The organism is Vibrio sp. CAU 1672 (assembly GCF_029223195.1).
Taxonomy (GTDB): domain Bacteria; phylum Pseudomonadota; class Gammaproteobacteria; order Enterobacterales; family Vibrionaceae; genus Vibrio.
Genome location: NZ_JARHUF010000024.1, coordinates 48,695 through 65,788 on the forward strand (window position 1 = coordinate 48,695; position 17,094 = coordinate 65,788).

Consider the following 17,094-nt stretch of genomic DNA (forward strand, 5'->3'; position numbering starts at 1 on the left):
TGTACAGGTTAAAGTTATGCAAAGAAGTGAATTGAGCAACATTAATATTAGCGACGAACAGGTTCTTATTACCCCTGACGAGCTAAAAGCGAAACTGCCTCTGAGTGAAAAAGCACGTCGTTTCATCCAAGAGTCTCGTCAAACTATTGCCAATATCATTCACAAAAAAGACCATCGTCTGCTTGTTGTATGTGGCCCCTGTTCCATTCATGACATCGAGGCGGCAAAGGATTATGCCAAACGTCTTAAAGCACTCTCTGAACAACTGAGCGATCAACTGTATATCGTGATGCGTGTGTATTTTGAAAAGCCTCGCACCACGGTGGGCTGGAAAGGTTTGATCAACGACCCGCACCTGGATGGCAGCTTTGATATTGAACACGGGCTGCATGTCGGGCGTGAATTGCTGGTTGAGCTGGCAGAGATGGACATTCCTCTGGCGACCGAAGCTCTCGATCCGATCAGTCCGCAATACCTGGCGGATACCTTCAGCTGGGCCGCGATTGGCGCGCGTACCACGGAATCACAAACCCACCGCGAAATGGCGAGTGGCCTGTCGATGCCGATTGGCTTTAAAAATGGTACTGATGGCAGCCTGGCGACCGCAATCAACGCGATGCAAGCCGCTTCTTCCAGCCACCGTTTCATGGGGATCAGCCGTGAAGGTCAGGTTGCACTGCTGACCACTCAAGGCAACCCGAATGGCCATGTGATCCTGCGTGGTGGTAAGCAGACCAACTATGACTCGGTATCGGTAGCTGAGTGTGAGCAAGAAATGGCGAAATCAGGCCTGGAAGCATCGTTGATGGTTGACTGCAGCCATGCGAATTCACGCAAAGATTACCGTCGTCAGCCGTTGGTGGCGGAAGATGTGATTCACCAGATCCGCGAAGGCAACAAATCGATCATCGGCCTGATGATAGAGAGTCATATCAATGAGGGTAACCAGTCATCGGAGCTGCCTCGCGAAGAGATGCAATATGGCGTGTCGATCACTGATGCGTGTATCAATTGGGAGGCAACTGAGGCACTATTATGCCATGCACACCAGGAGCTGGTGCCTTTTCTGGAAAACCGCCAACAAGGCTAAAAACGGAACTTATTCAAGGAACATCAATGGCAGTTGAACTTAACGCGTTACGCGATCAGATTGATGCAGTCGACAAGCAAATGCTCGAGCTTTTGGCTCAGCGTTTAGCGCTGGTAGAGAAAGTTGGGGAGGTCAAAAGCCAACACGGCTTGCCGATTTATGCCCCGGATCGTGAGGCGGCGATGTTGGCGTCCCGCCGGGCTGAAGCGGAGAAAATCGGAGTGCCGCCACAACTGATTGAAGACATCCTGCGCCGGACGATGCGTGAATCTTATGCCAGTGAGAAAGATTCCGGTTTTAAGTGTTTAAACCCCGAGTTGCGCTCTGTCGTCATTGTTGGTGGGCATGGTCAACTAGGCGGCCTGTTTGGGCGGATGTTCAAACTGTCAGGTTACCAAGTGAAAGTGCTGGGCAGCAAAGACTGGGATCGCGCCGATGAGATATTAGCAGATGCCGGGCTAGTGGTGGTGACGGTTCCTATCCACCTGACGGAAGGGGTCATCGCTAAGTTAAGTAATTTGCCAGAAGATTGCATTTTATGTGATCTTACCTCGATTAAATCTAAGCCGCTGCAAGCGATGTTGCGGACTCATTCTGGTCCGGTGGTTGGCTTGCACCCGATGTTTGGTCCTGATGTTCCCAGCCTGGCCAAACAGGTGATTGTTTATTGTGATGGTCGCGGCAAAGAGGCTTACCAATGGTTGTTACAACAGTTTGGTATTTGGGGGGCGAGTCTGTGTCAGATTGAGGCTGAGGAGCATGATCATGGCATGACTCTGATTCAGGCATTGCGCCACTTCACTTCGTTTGCTTACGGTATGCACCTGAGTCAAGAGAATCCGAATATTGAGCAACTGTTAACCTTGAGTTCGCCGATTTACCGTTTGGAACTGGCGATGGTCGGGCGCTTGTTTGGTCAGGATCCCAATTTATACGGTGATATCATTCTCTCTTCACAAGAGAACATCGATATGATCAAGCGCTTTCACCAGCGCTTTGGTGAGGCACTGCAAATACTTGAGCGCCATGACAAAGCGAGTTTTGTTGAGAGCTTCAACCAGGTCAGCGACTGGTTTGGCGATTACTCCCAGCAGTTTATGCTGGAGAGTCAGAATCTGCTTAAGCAAGCCAACGACAATATTCATCGCGGCTAATTTATCAAGAAGCGAAAAAAGAGCAGCCAAGGGCTGCTCTTTTGGTTTCCAGTGGAGGAGAATATCGTTACCGATGCACTTAGTTGGTATTGATTGGCGCTGTGGTTGAGTCCTCACTTGAGACCGTGCTGATACTGGTGTCCTGATACGGAGAGTTGGTCAGGTTGATTTGCAGGCGCACTACGTTGTCAATTAATTGCACCAAAGGACCCCATTTGACTTTTTTCTCTTTTTCAAACACGTAATTGAAGTTTTCTGGCGTCCAATCCATCAGGTACTGCGGATTTAATGCTCGCCCTAAAAAGCGTACTTCATAATGCAGGTGGGGCCCGGTCGAGTTACCCGAGTTGCCACAGTTGGCAATCACGTCACCTTTGCTGACAAACTGGCCGCTTTTGACTTTAAAGCGCTTTAGGTGGGCGTAGGAGCTCATAAAGCCAAACGAGTGTCTGACCGTCAGGTAGTTGCCGTAGCCTTTGTTACTCGGACGGACGGTTTCCACCACACCATCGGCTGGCGCTAATATCTCTTCACCCGGCTTGCAGGTCAAATCAATACCGGTATGGACATGGCGCTTTCCGCTGATCGGATTGATCCGGCGGCCGTAGGAGGAGGAAATACGTTGGTAGGTCATCGGGCTGTCATTGGGGATCATACGAAACATGGTCGCACGTACCGCTGAATCGATCGCGGCGGCGTCAATTCGCTCCTCAAGGGCGATATTGTCTTCGCTGTCGAAATCTTCGACCGTAATACCCAGGACTGATTCCACGTCAAATATCCGTTTACCCAGCAGTTGTAGCTGATTGTTCTTTTCGTTCAGCGATTGGGCCAATGAGTGGTTGGAATCGAGTTGCTCTTGATATTTGGCTTCCAAAGCGGCTTTTTCATTCTCCAGCTGGGTCAGTGCCTGGCTGAGTGATAACTGGCTTTGTGTCTGTTGCTGGTGCAGGTACCAGGCCCCTCCGGCCACGAGCGGCAGAGCAAGCAGTGAGGATATGATTACGCTGACTGAGATTCGCCCCAAATGAAAGTGCTGTTCACCTCTTCGGGTCGGGATCTGCATTGTGATTTTTTTTGACATGGTTATTGTTACTGTTTCAGATAATGACTCATTCGCAGCCTAAGTCAGAGAGGTGTTCGAGCTCCCGGTGCAGCAGTTCATCATTACCTATGTTTAATTGAATAAATCGTTTTAACTGGCTAATGCTGTTGATATCGATACTAGTTATTTTGAGCCGCGCGGTATGTGGCCCCGCATCCACGATATCAGCGGTCAGGCTTAACCGTTGTTCCGATTCTGCAAAAGCAAATGTAACCGTAACCGGGTATTGGCGATTGAGCGGCTCGGTGTCAGCCAATTCAAGCAGTAAGCCGTGCAGCGAAAGATCTCTGATAGTGGCATCCAAGTGCAACTGACCTTGCTGCAGCTGTGCGGGAGCATGATGGATAATGCGTGCAAAGCGTCTGCGTTCCGTCATAAACCTCTCCAATCAATAGTAAATTAACGAAATACTATATCAAAGAGTGCTCATATGGTGCATTTTTTATGCAAAAGTGTCGGCAGTGCTCAAGTATCTTCGCCCTGCGTTGAGAGCATTTTGGCGACCCAAACAACAAAGGTCGCCATGATAGCGACCTTTGAGCATAATTCAAGCAAGGATTATTTGGTAATACGCTTGTACTTGATTCGGTGTGGTTCTGCAGCCTCAGGGCCAAGGGTCTTTTTCAGCCAGTCCATGTACTCGGTGTAGTTACCCTCGTAGAAGTTGACCTGGCCTTCGTCACGGTAGTCAATGATGTGGGTAGCGATACGGTCCAGGAACCAACGGTCGTGCGAGATCACCATGGCACAGCCAGGGAACTCCAGCAGGGCTTCTTCTAGCGCTCGTAGCGTTTCTACGTCAAGGTCGTTGGTCGGTTCGTCGAGCAGCAGCACGTTACCGCCAGCTTTAAGTAGCTTGGCCAGGTGGACACGGTTGCGTTCACCGCCAGACAGCTCGCCGATGATTTTCTGTTGGTCTGAGCCTTTGAAGTTAAAGCGAGAGCAGTACGCACGAGCCGGAATTTCAAAGTTGTTGATCTTGATGATATCTGCGCCTTCAGAAATCTCCTGGAATACCGTTTTTGAATCGTCCATGCTGTCACGGAACTGATCAACCGACGCCAGTTTTACGGTATCACCCATTTCGATGGTGCCTGAATCTGGCTGTTCTGTGCCACTTAGCATCTTGAACAGGGTTGATTTACCCGCGCCGTTGGCACCAATGATGCCAACGATGGCACCTTTAGGCATATTGAATGACAGGTCATCAATCAGAACGCGACCGTCGAATGACTTAGTCAGGTTCTTCACTTCAATTACTTTGTCACCCAGACGCTCACCTGGCGGAATGAACAGTTCGTTGGTTTCATTACGCTTCTGGTGATCGCCGCTTTGTAGCTCTTCAAAGCGTGCCATACGTGCTTTAGATTTCGCCTGACGACCTTTCGGGTTTTGACGAACCCACTCAAGTTCTTTCTCAATGGTTTTCTGACGAGCTTTCTCTTGTGAGGCTTCTTGTTGCAGACGGGCGTCTTTCTGCTCCAGCCAAGAAGTATAGTTACCCTGCCATGGAATACCTTCACCACGGTCAAGTTCAAGAATCCAACCCGCAGCGTTGTCGAGGAAGTAACGGTCGTGGGTAATCGCCACTACCGTACCGGTGTAATCGACCAGGAAGCGTTCCAGCCACGCGACTGACTCAGCATCCAGGTGGTTGGTTGGTTCGTCGAGCAGCAACATGTCTGGCTTCTCAAGTAGCAGACGACAGATGGCAACACGGCGACGTTCACCACCAGACAGGTGGGCAATCTTCTGATCCCACTCTGGCAGACGCAGTGCATCCGCAGCGCGCTCTAGTGTGTTCTCCAGGTTGTGGCCATCTTTGGTTTGAATCAGTGCTTCCAGCTCACCTTGTTCTTTGGCCAGCGCATCGAAGTCGGCGTCAGGTTCTGCGTAAGCTGCATATACTTCATCGAGACGCTTCATGGCACCAGCAACGTCAGCAACCGCTTCTTCAACCACTTCACGAACTGTTTTTGATTCGTCCAGAACCGGTTCCTGAGGCAGGTAGCCCACGTTCAGGCCTGGTTGTGGACGTGCTTCACCGTCGATATCCGTGTCGATACCTGCCATGATACGTAACAGGGTGGATTTACCTGCGCCGTTCAGACCTAAAACACCGATTTTCGCACCAGGGAAGAAGCTCAGGGAGATGTCTTTCAGAATTTGACGCTTGGGCGGCACAATTTTGCTCACCCGCGACATGGTATATACGTATTCAGCCATTGCCGATCGTTCCTAAATTAACTGTCATGTAAAGCGGCTATTTTATACCAACTGCCCGGCTTTTGTTACCGCAATGCAAGAAATTCGCGTTTGGTCGGTTTTCTTATCTGCAGTTGACCGGAAACTCACAGTTTTAAGGTATACACTTTGGTTATTTGGCGATGCTATTGCAACGTGTATCGTATCGCTATGTCTGACAGGTAAGTAGTGACGATGAAGAGCGCGCGGAGCCTATTGCATACAGGGCTCTGCCTCCTCTCTTTTAGGTTGTGCATGCAAGCGAAGTCGGTGCATCGACGCATCTGAGGGTATAAGAAACGATGAGATTTGATTTATCGCCGTGGGCGAAGAAGATGTGCTGCGCAATGACGTTGTGCTGTGTCAGTCTTTCGGCTGATGCAGCATTAAGCCTGAATAAGCAGCGTGAGTTCTATGAGCAGGCGCAGCAACTGATCGATGAGCGTAATATCGATGCTTATCATGCCATAAGAACCAATATTGCCGACTACCCACTCACCCCCTATATCGATTACCGGGTACTGTTACGGCAGTTTCCAGAGCTCTCCTGGCAGCAGGTAGAGGCGTTTATCAACCAACACCAGACGTTTCCGTTCGCTACACGTATTCGTGCCCCTTATTTAGACTATCTCTATCGCCAGCAAGCCTGGTCGACGATTGCTGAGTTTCAGCGTAGCGAGCCGGTCGGCGAGCGTTACCAGTGTATTTTTTTCCGGACTCATTATCAGCTTGGCAACACTGAGACGGCGTTTAAGGGGGCTGAGCGCATGTGGTTGCGCGGGCAGAATATTGCCGATGAGTGCGATGCGCTGTTTAAGGCCTGGAATGAGGCCGGTCGACGCAGCGACGCCTTGATTTTGCAGCGTATGCTGCTGGCATTTGAGGCTCGTAACGGTCGCCTTATGCGTTATCTCAAAACTTTGCCAAAAGCAGACAAGGCGCAGCAGCAGGCACTGCAGATGCTGGCCCTGTTTGACCAACCAGAGAAGGTCGCCAAGTTTGCTCAACGTCATCCAGCTGATGATTTCTATCGTGCGCAAGTGGAATACGCACTGAAGAAGCTGGCCAGAAAGAACGTTGAGCAGGCACAAGCGCAGTATGCCAGGGCAGTCAAAGCGCAGCAGATCCCAGCGCAACAAGCTCAGGCTTTGGCGGACTATATTGCATTGCGTCTGATCCGTACCGAATCGGAGGCGTTGGCGGTATGGCGAGATCAGGTGATAGGGCAGAGCTCGGACGCGGATTTGATAAAAACGCGCATTCGTCTAGCGATCCAAAACGCAGACTGGCAAGCCGTGCGAGCGTGGATCGCTAAGCTGGACGCGGAACGCCAGGCCTCACTGCGTTGGCAATATTGGCTCGGGCGCAGTGAAATTGCGTTAGGGGATGAAATAAAAGGTAAGCAGCGTTTAAGTAAACTGGTGGGCCAGCGTAACTTTTACAGTGTGGCAGCGGCTAATCGCATTGGTCAGTCCTTTAACTATCCCTCGAGCTCAGTTCAGCTGGAACGTAAAGTCTTGCAGCCCTATCAGGATGCATTGGTCCGGATTGAGGAGTTGATTGCGGTCGATAAAATTGCTGCGGCGAAAAGTGAGTGGCAGTATTTGCTGGGACGGGTCAGTAAAGATGAAAAATCCATGCTGGCGGCGTACGCGGCATCAAAGCGCTGGCACCATTTAACCGTCACAGCCAGCATTCAAGCCAAAATGTGGGATAACATCGAGTTGCGCTTCCCGATCGCGCATCGCTGGTGGTTTAATTTTTATGCGGATAAACATGGTCTGGACCCGATCACCCTGATGTCATTGGCCAGGCAGGAAAGTGCACTGGATGTTGAGGCGCGCTCTCCGGTTGGGGCGCGGGGAATTATGCAGATCATGCCTTCGACCGCCAAGTACACCGCGCACAAGTATCAATTGAGCTATCAGGATAGCGACGATTTATACAATGTCGGGAAAAATATCGAAATCGGTACTCAATATCTGCAAGGATTACTTGAGGACTACAATAATAATCGTATTTTTGCGCTCGCTGCTTATAATGCGGGGCCTAACCGAGTAAAAACGTGGCGAGAGCGAACCCAGGGTAAACTGGATGCCTATGCATTTATCGAGGCCATTCCGTTTAAAGAAACACGAGGTTATGTACAGAACATATTAATGTTTGAAACCTATTATCGTGATTTACTGGGCATCGACGGTGCGTTCTTGAATCAGCATGAGATCAATACCAAGTATTGAGAGAGGTAACTGGATGTCACAAGACCCCGAGTATAAAGACTGGCAACAGATCGTTGAGTTGATTAAGGCGAGTGTCGCAGACCAGCAGCATGAGATGTTGCTGACAATGTTGATGACGCCAGATGAGAGGGACGCCCTGATCGCGCGGGTGAATATTTTCCATGAGCTACTCAAAGGAGAGTTATCCCAGCGCCAGATCAGTCAGATGCTGGGGGTAGGGATTGCGACCATCACTCGCGGTTCGAATGAACTGAAATCCAAATCTGATACAGACAAGCGGGCATTGAAGACATTGCTCGATAATGAAAAAAAATAAAAAGGGCGGTGATACCGCCCTTTTTATTTGGTTGTCTGACCCGTCCCTTAATGTGTTTACCTGTTAAGGGCGAATTATGACTATAAGTTGACCGGGAAGTGATCCGGGTTGGTAAAGGGGATCAAGGCCAGGATCAGGGCTTGATGATATACCGAGCTGCGCGTCAGCTGGTGCTGGGTGAGCAAACCGATCGCGCCCCCTTTTTGCTTAATATTATCGGTTGCGAAGACCTCGTCCATCACATCGCCTAATTCGTTGGCATCTTGAAGCTTTTCCAGTACTAGAGGCGGCAGCATCAAGCTGGCAGATCGTGACTCTCCCCGGACGCAGTCCGATTCAATGACCATCCAGGCAAAGGTCATACTACCTTCAATGCCGGCTTCCAGGCCAACGTAGAAATCCCCATCAGTCAGTGCTGCTTTGGCATTTCTTACTCGGTTTAAGGCTCCAAGATGCGTTTCTTCATTGCTCATCGGCTGATCGGCAACCTGGCTCGCAACGCTGACACCAGTAAACTCGAATGTTTGCCCGGGGAATGCACTGCAAAATGCACTCTCCACGGCTTTGATTTTGGCTGGGTTCAGTGAGGCTATCACCACCTTTTGGCCTACTATGATCTCAGAGCTCATGGGTGTCCTTTTAGTTCAGTTTGACCTGGGTCGGTTTGACGTTTTCGCTCGGGTAGCAGCCCAGAACTTTCAGGTGCTTGGTGATTTTGGTCAGTTCAAGCAACGCTTTTTGCATTTCTTCTGAGTCGAGATGCGCTTCGAGATCAACGTAGAACATCTCTTCCCACGGATTACCCATGATAGGACGCGATTCCAGTTTGGTCATATTGATCCCGTAACGTTGCAACACCAACAGCGTTTCTACCAATGAGCCAGCCTCCTGGGAGGTGGACATGATCAGCGTGGTCTTAGCCGGAATTTGTGTGGAGACCTCAACCGGTTTACGCGCAACCACTATAAAACGGGTGTGGTTTTCGGTTTGGTTGGCAATGTTGCCCTGAATCGCCTGCAGGCCGTAAAGTTTACCGCTTGAAGCATTGCCGATAGCGGCGACGTCATCGCGGTGAAGCTCTTGGACCTTCTGCATCGCATCGGCGGTGCTGGCACACGATTCCAGCTTGACCCCTTTCAGACGGCTGAGGAACTCACTGCACTGTTGATGAGGCTGTGGGTGTGAGTAGAGCGTTTTGAGGTTTTCCAGACGGATATCCTGGGTCGCAACTAAGCAGTGCTCAATCGGTTGAGTGAGCTCACCGACGATATACAGTGTGGTGTGCTGCAGCAGATCATACACTTCGTTGATTGAGCCGGAGCTGGTGTTCTCGATCGGCAGTACCCCATAATCCGCGTGACCAGACTCCACCGTTTGGGCGACTTCCTTAAAGTGATCGCAATTGAGTTCGATCAGCTCGGTATTTTTGCGGCTGAAGAACTCGCGGCTTGCCAGGTGCGAATATGAGCCTTTGGCCCCGAGGAAGGCCACGCGGGCGAGAGGCTTGCGGCTGTGTTGAGGATTAACCTGGTTCTGTAAGTAGCTTTGTTGCAACAGGACCGAATCTTCGATAATGGTATGGAAAAGTTTGGTGATGTACTGAGCATCCAGGTCGTACTTTGCTTGCCCGTTGGTGATCAGCTTGACCAAGAGTTGTTGTTCCCGCACGGCGTCGCGCACCGGTTTGGCGGTTTGCACCTTGCTCTTGGCCACTTCAATACTGAGCTTGCGTCGTTCTGATAGCAGTTTCAGCAGGTTATCATCCAGCTCGTTGAGTCTGGTGCGGATCTCTTCCAGGGAAATAGGTTGGTCAGTCATCAATTCTTTCCTTATAAAAAAGCCCCCCAAGTTGGGAGGCTTTCTGTTTGTTTTTGACTTTTCTTTCACAAACGAGTTAGCCCCTCCGACTAGGGAAGGAAAAAGAAGTCAAAAATAAACAGTGGGGTTAAGTGCATAAATAGTGATTCATTTGTGAATGTTTCAACACAATAAGCAAGCCAGCGGGGAGCGTCAAGCAAAAAAATAGCGCCTTTCGGCGCTACTTCCTCAATCTGGTCGGTTTACTCTTCTTCTTCTACTAGCTCAAGCTTACTTGCACGACGGGCTGTCGGTTTGTGGGTCAGCTTATTCAATTGTCGCTCTAGTTTTTGCTCCACTTCGTTGATAGCGGCGTAAAGATCGTCGTGAGTCGCTGAGGCGATAAGCTGGCCTTTAGGAACTTTAATCACGGCTTCGAATTTCTTCTGTTTGTTCGGTTCCTCACTGAATGTTGCCTGGCATCCGATGATGTCTACTTGCCATTTCTCCAGCTTTTTAAATTTGCTCTCAATATGAGCACGGATTGCAGAGGTGATTTCGATGTTTTTACCAGTAATGTTCATTGTCATAAATGTTTTCCTCTGTTTCATCCCTCATGGGTTGAATTCAGATTACCGCGTTGAGCATAAAAGAATGTGATAAAAGTCACCTTTATTAAGGCGTTTTTGCTAATCAAAAACGAATGTGATCTTTCTCAAGAAGTGTCGCAATAGATCGTGAATTTACTTGTTATCGGAGGTGAATTGGTTAGATTGGATAGAGTACTGAGCTGAAAACTGTCCCGTTTTTAGGGATGTTGTTCAGCCTTTTTTCAATATGAGCTAAAATTTAACCAGCGTTTTTTTGTGAACTGGATCAATGCTCGTGATAAATGCCTGTTTTCTATCAACACCGCTCTGTTTTATGGGCGGTGTTTTTGTTTTTAGCCCGGTTGCTTTGTCGGCGGGTTGAATAACTGATGCTTGCGTGTCGGATGTTAAGTCGTTCAAAGCCAGTCAGTCTTTTCTGGCGCAAGACAAGACGCAAGATAAGAACAGAAGGGAAAACAAACCCGAGCAGAGCGGAACAGTCTGGATTGTCGCGGGAGAGGTGTGAGTGCCTGAGAGTGAAGAAGAGTAACCCCGCTCCAGGTTCAACCAGAGCGGGGTTAATATTAACGTATTAGTCAGATGGGTTGAGCTTAATCAGCGCTTGAGTACGTGCGATGGCATCATCCAGTCCCAGTTCTTGATACGCTTTTAACTGAATATGCAGTGACTTGCGAGCCGCTTGCGTATCAGGAAATGATTTTTGCAGTTCCTGACAACGGTTGATCGCAGCAATCCAGGCCTCTCGTCGTAGATAAAAGTCGGCGGTCGCCAGATCGTAATTGGCCAGACGGTTTTTCAGTGCGATCATGCGTTTTTGTGCATCTTCGGCATATGGGCTGTTCGGGTAACGTTCCAAGAGCTTTTTGAAATCATCAAACGCTTTTTTTACCGGCTCTGGATCTCGGTCACTTCGGTCAACATTAAACAGGTCATGCATAAAGTTGCGATCCTGCGCCATGTTGGTCAGGCCGCGCATGTACAGTACCCAGTCGGTTTTTTCATGAGTCGGATTTAAACGCATAAAGCGAGAAATGGTCGCCAGCCCCAGCGCCAGATCATCGTTTTTGTAGTAAGCGTAAATGAGATCCAGCTGTACCTGTTCGGAATAAGCACCAAATGGGTAACGAGAGTCGAGGGCTTCGAGTTTTTCAATCGCAGAAAGCCAGTTACCACTTTGCAGCGACGTTTGCGCTTCTGAATACAATACGGAAGGGGGCACATCAGGAATGATTTCGTCTTTGCTTGCACAGCCAAACAGAAGGGATACCGCTAAAAGGCCTGTTAAAGTCTGATGTCTCATATCAGGAGTCTGTTCCTTGAATTTAAATATTTCTTAAGCTGCCGTTACTTTCTAGCCAGTAACAGATACAATGTTGGTTATATTTTTCCACAGTCGTGAGCATTAGTCTCACTGTTTTTAAAAAAGTTCGATATGGCTCAGCAGATTGAATTAACAAATACCGTAAAAGATAGCCAGTTAGGCCAACGTCTGGATCAGGCTATCGCAGAGTTGTTCGCCGACTTTTCCCGTTCTCGCCTCAAAGAGTGGCTGTTAGACGGAAAAGTTCAGGTGGACGGTGTCGTTGTAACCAAACCTCGCACCAAAGTGATGGGTGGTGAAACCATTACCTTGCAAGCCGAGCTTGAAGATGAAGAACGCTGGGAAGCGCAAGATATTCCGTTGGATATCGTTTATGAAGATGATGACATCATCGTGATCAATAAGCCGCGTGACTTTGTTGTTCATCCAGGCGCTGGTACGCCGGACGGAACGGTATTGAATGCCTTGTTGCACCATTACCCAGACATCGCAGAAGTACCTCGTGCCGGAATTGTCCACCGACTGGATAAAGATACCACCGGCTTGATGGTGGTGGCCAAAACCGTACCGGCACAAACCCGTTTAGTGCGTGCCCTGCAGAAACGCAATATCACCCGTGAATATGAAGCCATCGCGATCGGACGTATGACCGCTGGTGGTAAAGTTGAACAGCCGATTGGGCGTCATTCAACCAAGCGTACGTTGATGGCTGTCAGCCCAATGGGTAAACCGGCGGTGACGCATTACCGCGTGGCGGAACATTTCCGTGAGCATACCCGTATCCGCCTGCGTTTGGAAACCGGTCGTACTCACCAGATCCGGGTCCACATGGCATATTTACAGCACCCACTGTTAGGCGATACCGCTTATGGTGGCCGAGCCCGTATTCCTTCTGGCGCATCGGAAGAGCTGGCTGCAATGATCCGTGGTTTTGACCGCCAGGCGCTTCATGCTGCTATGTTGCGTTTTGAGCATCCGATTACCGGTGAAGAGCTGGAGTTCCATGCTCCTATTCCGGATGATATGGTTGAGATGACCGAAGCGTTGCGTCAGGACACCCTAGAATATGGTCTGCCAGACGAGTACTAGATAATGAAGACCATTATTCCCAACTGGCCAGCGCCTAAAAATGTCCGAGCTTTCGCCTCCACGCGAGGGGGAGGCTTTTCTGCCGGTCCATACCGAGGGCTAAATTTAGGTGCGCACGTTGGGGATGATGGGTCATTAGTTGAAAAGAACCGTGACTGGCTGGTACAGCAAGCCAACCTCCCTAATGCGCCAATCTGGCTCAATCAAACCCACTCTACGGTCGTGGCTCAGGTTTCACAGCCGACTGCTCACGTATTGGACGCCGATGGCGTGTTTACTTCTGCCAGTAATGTCATCTGCTCGGCAATGACCGCTGACTGTTTACCGGTGTTGCTGACTAATACCCAGGGAACCCAGGTGGCGGCGGTACATGCCGGGTGGCGCGGGTTAGCGGATGGTATCTTAGAGAATGCATTAGCGCTGTTTACGGGTGAAGTGATGGCGTGGCTGGGTCCGGCGATCGGCCCCAAAGCGTTTGAAGTCGGCGAAGATGTGCTGCAGGCCTTTGTCGATTTTGATCCTCAGGCCGTGCAGGCGTTTGCTCCGCGTGATAGTAAAGGTAAGTGGTTAGCCGATATAACCTGGCTTGCGAAACAACGTTTACACAAAGCGGGTGTGACTCAAGTGTTTGCTTGCGATCTTTGTACCTATCACGATCCTGAGTCCTTTTATTCTTACCGTCGTGATGGAATTACCGGCAGACAGGCGACCTTTATCTGGTTAGCCGGTGACTAAGCCCTGAATTACCTCAAATAAATTCGCTTTATTGTTCTCCAGCCTTGAAATTCTTCCCACGCGTAGCCATCTTTCTAACTGAATAATGAAATTACTTCAGATGAGGTTAGGAAGGTAGATATGCGTCTTGATAGGTTTACTAGTAAGTTTCAAATCGCTATCTCTGATGCGCAGTCACTGGCGTTGGGGCGTGATCATCAATATATTGAGCCGGTCCACCTGATGGTGGCATTGCTTGATCAAAATGGCAGTCCGATTCGTCCACTATTAACGATGCTCAACGTTGACGTTACTCACTTGCGTTCGAAACTCAGTGAGATGCTCGATCGCTTGCCCAAAGTCAGTGGTATTGGCGGGGATGTCCAGTTATCCAGTTCAATGGGTACGCTGTTTAATCTGTGTGACAAAGTGGCGCAAAAACGCCAGGATTCTTACATCTCATCTGAAATCTTTTTGCTGGCAGCCATCGAGGATCGCGGTCCGCTCGGCCAGTTGCTTAAAGAGTTGGGGTTAACCGAGCAGAAAATCAGTGAGGCGATTGAAAAAATCCGTGGTGGACAGAAAGTGGATGACCCCAATGCCGAAGAGATGCGTCAGGCGCTGGAAAAGTTCACCATCGATCTGACCGAGCGTGCCGAGCAGGGTAAGCTTGATCCTGTTATTGGCCGTGATGATGAAATTCGCCGGACTATTCAGGTCTTACAGCGGCGAACCAAAAATAACCCGGTGATCATTGGTGAGCCTGGGGTTGGTAAAACCGCGATTGTGGAAGGGTTGGCTCAGCGCATTGTTAACAATGAAGTACCGGAAGGCCTGCGTGGCCGACGCGTGCTATCGCTCGACATGGGGGCGCTGGTCGCTGGTGCGAAATACCGCGGTGAGTTTGAAGAGCGTCTGAAATCGGTATTGAATGAACTGGCCAAAGAAGAAGGTAACATCATTCTGTTCATTGATGAATTGCATACCATGGTTGGGGCGGGCAAAGGTGAAGGCTCTATGGATGCGGGGAACATGCTCAAACCTGCATTAGCGCGTGGTGAACTGCACTGTGTCGGCGCCACGACACTGGATGAGTACCGCCAGTATATTGAGAAAGATGCCGCGCTGGAGCGCCGGTTCCAGAAAGTACTGGTGGATGAGCCAACGGTAGAAGATACAGTTGCAATTTTACGTGGTTTGAAAGAGCGTTACGAACTGCACCATCATGTTGAAATCACCGATCCCGCGATTGTGGCAGCAGCGAGCCTTTCACACCGTTATGTCTCTGATCGCCAGTTGCCGGATAAAGCGATCGATTTGATTGACGAAGCCGCATCCAGCATTCGTTTGCAAATTGATTCCAAACCGGAAGCTCTGGATAAACTCGAGCGTAAGATCATCCAACTGAAAATTGAACAGCAAGCGTTAAGTAACGAGCATGATGAAGCCAGTGAAAAACGTTTAGAAACGCTGAACGAAGAGTTGCATGAAAAAGAGCGCGAATATGCGGAGCTCGAAGAGATCTGGAACGCAGAAAAAGCGGCCCTTTCAGGAACGCAACATATCAAATCTGAACTTGAACAAGCGCGTATGGATATGGAGTTTGCCCGTCGGGCCGGCGATCTTAACCGCATGTCGGAGTTGCAGTATGGCCGAATTCCAGAACTGGAAAAGCAGCTGGATCTTGCCACCCAGGCTGAAATGCAAGAAATGACGTTACTGCGTAATAAAGTCACCGACAACGAAATCGCTGACGTTTTGTCGAAGCAAACCGGTATTCCGGTATCAAAAATGCTGGAGGCAGAGAAAGAGAAGTTGCTGCATATGGAGGATGTGCTGCATAAACGTGTGGTGGGTCAAAGTGAAGCGGTTGAAGTGGTCGCCAATGCGATTCGTCGCAGTCGGGCTGGATTGTCTGATCCAAACAAACCGATTGGTTCTTTCTTATTCTTAGGTCCAACCGGGGTGGGTAAAACCGAACTGTGTAAAACACTGGCAAGCTTTATGTTTGATAGTGAAGATGCCATGGTGCGTATCGACATGTCTGAGTTTATGGAAAAACACTCGGTCGCGCGGTTGGTCGGTGCGCCTCCAGGTTATGTCGGTTATGAAGAGGGCGGCTATTTAACAGAAGCGGTTCGCCGTAAACCTTACTCCGTTATCCTGTTAGACGAAGTAGAAAAAGCACATCCGGATGTGTTTAACATTTTGCTTCAGGTGCTGGATGATGGTCGACTGACTGACGGTCAGGGGCGCACAGTCGATTTCCGCAATACCGTGGTGATCATGACTTCAAATCTCGGGTCGACCCGTATCCAAGAGAATTTTGCGGCATTAGATTATCAGGGCATCAAGCATGAAGTAATGGAAGTCGTACATAAGCATTTCCGACCAGAGTTCTTGAACCGTGTTGATGAAAATGTAGTGTTCCATCCGCTGGGCAAAGAGCATATTAAATCCATTGCTTCTATCCAGCTTCATCGGCTGGCAAAACGTCTACAGGAAAAAGGCTTCCAGTTAGAAGTGAATGATAAAGCGTTGGAGCTTATTGCGCAGATAGGTTTCGACCCGGTTTATGGTGCCCGTCCACTCAAACGTGCGATTCAGCACAATGTGGAGAACCCATTGGCCAAAGCTATTTTAGCCGGGGAAATTGTGCCGGATAAAAAAGTGCAGTTAATTGTCAGCAATGACCAGATTGTGGCGCATCAATAGATAAGCCACACAACAGTCATGTTGTGAACACTAATAATGTAGAGGGGCCGTCTGGCCCCTTTTTGTACCATTTTTATTACGATTTGCTTAATTACTGTACGAACGAGCAGGAAAAGGTGATTTTTTTAAAAATTGGGCTTGTGTTCCCGAACGAACTGCCTATAATTCGCCTCCGTTGTCACGAGATAGCTGATTAAGCGAGGGCGGGACAACGCAGACGGCGAGGTTTGAAATAACCTTAAGAGAAATAACTAAAAAAAGTGTTTGACACGATAAGTTATCTCGCTAAAATGGCCGTCCGCTTTGAGAGAAAGCTTCTCGCAAAGCAAGTTCTTTAACAATGTAAACCTATCAATCTGTGTGGGCACTCGTTGATGATAATCCAATTCGAAGCTTCAGCTTCAAATTAGGTTTCAATGATACGAAGTGACCATTCGAATTGGGTGCAGCCTTGAGCTGTTTTGTTTTACTTTTTCAAAAGTGAAAACCAATAAGAGCACAGTCAATTCAAACATTACATTATGTAATGTTCAGTATTCATTGAGCCTCCCCTATTTATTTAGGGAATCAAAACTTTAAATTGAAGAGTTTGATCATGGCTCAGATTGAACGCTGGCGGCAGGCCTAACACATGCAAGTCGAGCGGCAGCGACATAATAGAAGCTTCGGTGGAAATTATGGGCGGCGAGCGGCGGACG

The 17,094-nt window shown here is 49.2% G+C and carries 14 protein-coding genes, 1 rRNA gene and 1 other annotated feature; of the genes, 8 read left to right on the forward strand and 7 right to left on the reverse strand.

Going from position 1 to position 17,094, the window contains the following annotated elements:
* The first annotated feature begins 16 nt into the window (after positions 1–16).
* Positions 17–1,090: a 3-deoxy-7-phosphoheptulonate synthase gene (locus tag P2G85_RS17530; RefSeq protein ID WP_275865362.1), complete on the forward strand. Its 1,074-nt coding sequence runs from the start codon at positions 17–19 to the stop codon at positions 1,088–1,090.
* Between the two features lie 26 nt (positions 1,091–1,116).
* Positions 1,117–2,244, forward strand: a complete 1,128-nt coding sequence (tyrA, locus tag P2G85_RS17535; protein ID WP_275865363.1) for a bifunctional chorismate mutase/prephenate dehydrogenase — start codon at positions 1,117–1,119, stop codon at positions 2,242–2,244.
* A gap of 79 nt (positions 2,245–2,323) precedes the next feature.
* Here the strand turns inward: tyrA and P2G85_RS17540 are convergent, their stop codons facing one another.
* The 3 genes from P2G85_RS17540 to ettA all read right to left on the reverse strand — a co-directional run bounded on the left by P2G85_RS17540 (position 2,324) and on the right by ettA (position 5,575).
* A complete protein-coding gene (locus P2G85_RS17540; protein WP_275865364.1) occupies positions 2,324–3,328 on the reverse strand; it encodes a M23 family metallopeptidase in 1,005 nt (334 codons plus the stop codon).
* A gap of 28 nt (positions 3,329–3,356) precedes the next feature.
* Entirely contained in the window at positions 3,357–3,725 is a 369-nt protein-coding gene (locus P2G85_RS17545; RefSeq protein ID WP_275865365.1) for a PilZ domain-containing protein, read from the reverse strand.
* Positions 3,726–3,907: 182 nt separating this feature from the next.
* On the reverse strand, positions 3,908–5,575 hold the full coding sequence (gene ettA, locus P2G85_RS17550) for an energy-dependent translational throttle protein EttA (RefSeq protein ID WP_275865366.1): 1,668 nt from the start codon (positions 5,573–5,575) through the stop codon (positions 3,908–3,910).
* A 320-nt stretch (positions 5,576–5,895) separates the two neighbouring features.
* Between ettA and P2G85_RS17555 the strand changes: the two genes are divergently transcribed.
* Both P2G85_RS17555 and trpR read left to right on the forward strand, forming a co-directional pair.
* A complete protein-coding gene (locus P2G85_RS17555; RefSeq protein ID WP_275865367.1) occupies positions 5,896–7,833 on the forward strand; it encodes a transglycosylase SLT domain-containing protein in 1,938 nt (645 codons plus the stop codon).
* A gap of 13 nt (positions 7,834–7,846) precedes the next feature.
* A complete protein-coding gene (trpR, locus tag P2G85_RS17560; RefSeq protein WP_275865368.1) occupies positions 7,847–8,149 on the forward strand; it encodes a trp operon repressor in 303 nt (100 codons plus the stop codon).
* A gap of 80 nt (positions 8,150–8,229) precedes the next feature.
* Here trpR and yjjX read toward each other — a convergent pair whose 3' ends face one another.
* From yjjX to P2G85_RS17580, 4 genes are all read right to left on the reverse strand, one after another.
* On the reverse strand, positions 8,230–8,778 hold the full coding sequence (yjjX, locus tag P2G85_RS17565) for an inosine/xanthosine triphosphatase (RefSeq protein WP_275865369.1): 549 nt from the start codon (positions 8,776–8,778) through the stop codon (positions 8,230–8,232).
* A 10-nt stretch (positions 8,779–8,788) separates the two neighbouring features.
* Positions 8,789–9,967 carry a prephenate dehydratase gene (pheA, locus tag P2G85_RS17570; protein WP_275865370.1) on the reverse strand — a complete coding sequence of 393 codons (1,179 nt, stop codon included), beginning with the start codon at positions 9,965–9,967 and terminating at the stop codon, positions 8,789–8,791.
* Between the two features lie 13 nt (positions 9,968–9,980).
* Positions 9,981–10,102, reverse strand: a sequence feature (Phe leader region).
* Between the two features lie 107 nt (positions 10,103–10,209).
* On the reverse strand, positions 10,210–10,536 hold the full coding sequence (gene raiA / locus P2G85_RS17575) for a ribosome-associated translation inhibitor RaiA (RefSeq protein ID WP_275865371.1): 327 nt from the start codon (positions 10,534–10,536) through the stop codon (positions 10,210–10,212).
* Positions 10,537–11,128: 592 nt separating this feature from the next.
* A complete protein-coding gene (locus P2G85_RS17580) occupies positions 11,129–11,857 on the reverse strand; it encodes an outer membrane protein assembly factor BamD (RefSeq protein ID WP_275865372.1) in 729 nt (242 codons plus the stop codon).
* Positions 11,858–11,989: 132 nt separating this feature from the next.
* On the opposite strand from P2G85_RS17580, the gene rluD reads away from it, so the two are divergent.
* The 4 genes from rluD to P2G85_RS17600 all read left to right on the forward strand — a co-directional run.
* Entirely contained in the window at positions 11,990–12,967 is a 978-nt protein-coding gene (gene rluD / locus P2G85_RS17585; RefSeq protein WP_275865373.1) for a 23S rRNA pseudouridine(1911/1915/1917) synthase RluD, read from the forward strand.
* Between the two features lie 3 nt (positions 12,968–12,970).
* Positions 12,971–13,702, forward strand: a complete 732-nt coding sequence (gene pgeF, locus P2G85_RS17590; protein ID WP_275865374.1) for a peptidoglycan editing factor PgeF — start codon at positions 12,971–12,973, stop codon at positions 13,700–13,702.
* 120 nt (positions 13,703–13,822) lie between these two features.
* Complete coding sequence (gene clpB / locus P2G85_RS17595; RefSeq protein WP_275865375.1) at positions 13,823–16,396, forward strand: ATP-dependent chaperone ClpB; 2,574 nt, start codon at positions 13,823–13,825, stop codon at positions 16,394–16,396.
* Positions 16,397–16,973: 577 nt separating this feature from the next.
* Positions 16,974–17,094: ribosomal RNA gene (locus P2G85_RS17600) — 16S ribosomal RNA — on the forward strand; the annotation flags it as partial.

Bases quoted from the DNA above. Each gene is read 5' to 3' on its own strand.
- pgeF (WP_275865374.1), top strand. From the start codon at position 12,971: ATGAAGACCATTATTCCCAACTGGCCAGCGCCTAAAAATGTCCGAGCT.
- rluD (WP_275865373.1), top strand. From the start codon at position 11,990: ATGGCTCAGCAGATTGAATTAACAAATACCGTAAAAGATAGCCAGTTA.
- P2G85_RS17530 (WP_275865362.1), top strand. From the start codon at position 17: ATGCAAAGAAGTGAATTGAGCAACATTAATATTAGCGACGAACAGGTT.
- raiA (WP_275865371.1), bottom strand. From the start codon at position 10,536: ATGACAATGAACATTACTGGTAAAAACATCGAAATCACCTCTGCAATC.
- P2G85_RS17580 (WP_275865372.1), bottom strand. From the start codon at position 11,857: ATGAGACATCAGACTTTAACAGGCCTTTTAGCGGTATCCCTTCTGTTT.
- P2G85_RS17555 (WP_275865367.1), top strand. From the start codon at position 5,896: ATGAGATTTGATTTATCGCCGTGGGCGAAGAAGATGTGCTGCGCAATG.
- yjjX (WP_275865369.1), bottom strand. From the start codon at position 8,778: ATGAGCTCTGAGATCATAGTAGGCCAAAAGGTGGTGATAGCCTCACTG.
- tyrA (WP_275865363.1), top strand. From the start codon at position 1,117: ATGGCAGTTGAACTTAACGCGTTACGCGATCAGATTGATGCAGTCGAC.
- ettA (WP_275865366.1), bottom strand. From the start codon at position 5,575: ATGGCTGAATACGTATATACCATGTCGCGGGTGAGCAAAATTGTGCCG.
- P2G85_RS17545 (WP_275865365.1), bottom strand. From the start codon at position 3,725: ATGACGGAACGCAGACGCTTTGCACGCATTATCCATCATGCTCCCGCA.
- trpR (WP_275865368.1), top strand. From the start codon at position 7,847: ATGTCACAAGACCCCGAGTATAAAGACTGGCAACAGATCGTTGAGTTG.
- clpB (WP_275865375.1), top strand. From the start codon at position 13,823: ATGCGTCTTGATAGGTTTACTAGTAAGTTTCAAATCGCTATCTCTGAT.
- pheA (WP_275865370.1), bottom strand. From the start codon at position 9,967: ATGACTGACCAACCTATTTCCCTGGAAGAGATCCGCACCAGACTCAAC.
- P2G85_RS17540 (WP_275865364.1), bottom strand. From the start codon at position 3,328: ATGTCAAAAAAAATCACAATGCAGATCCCGACCCGAAGAGGTGAACAG.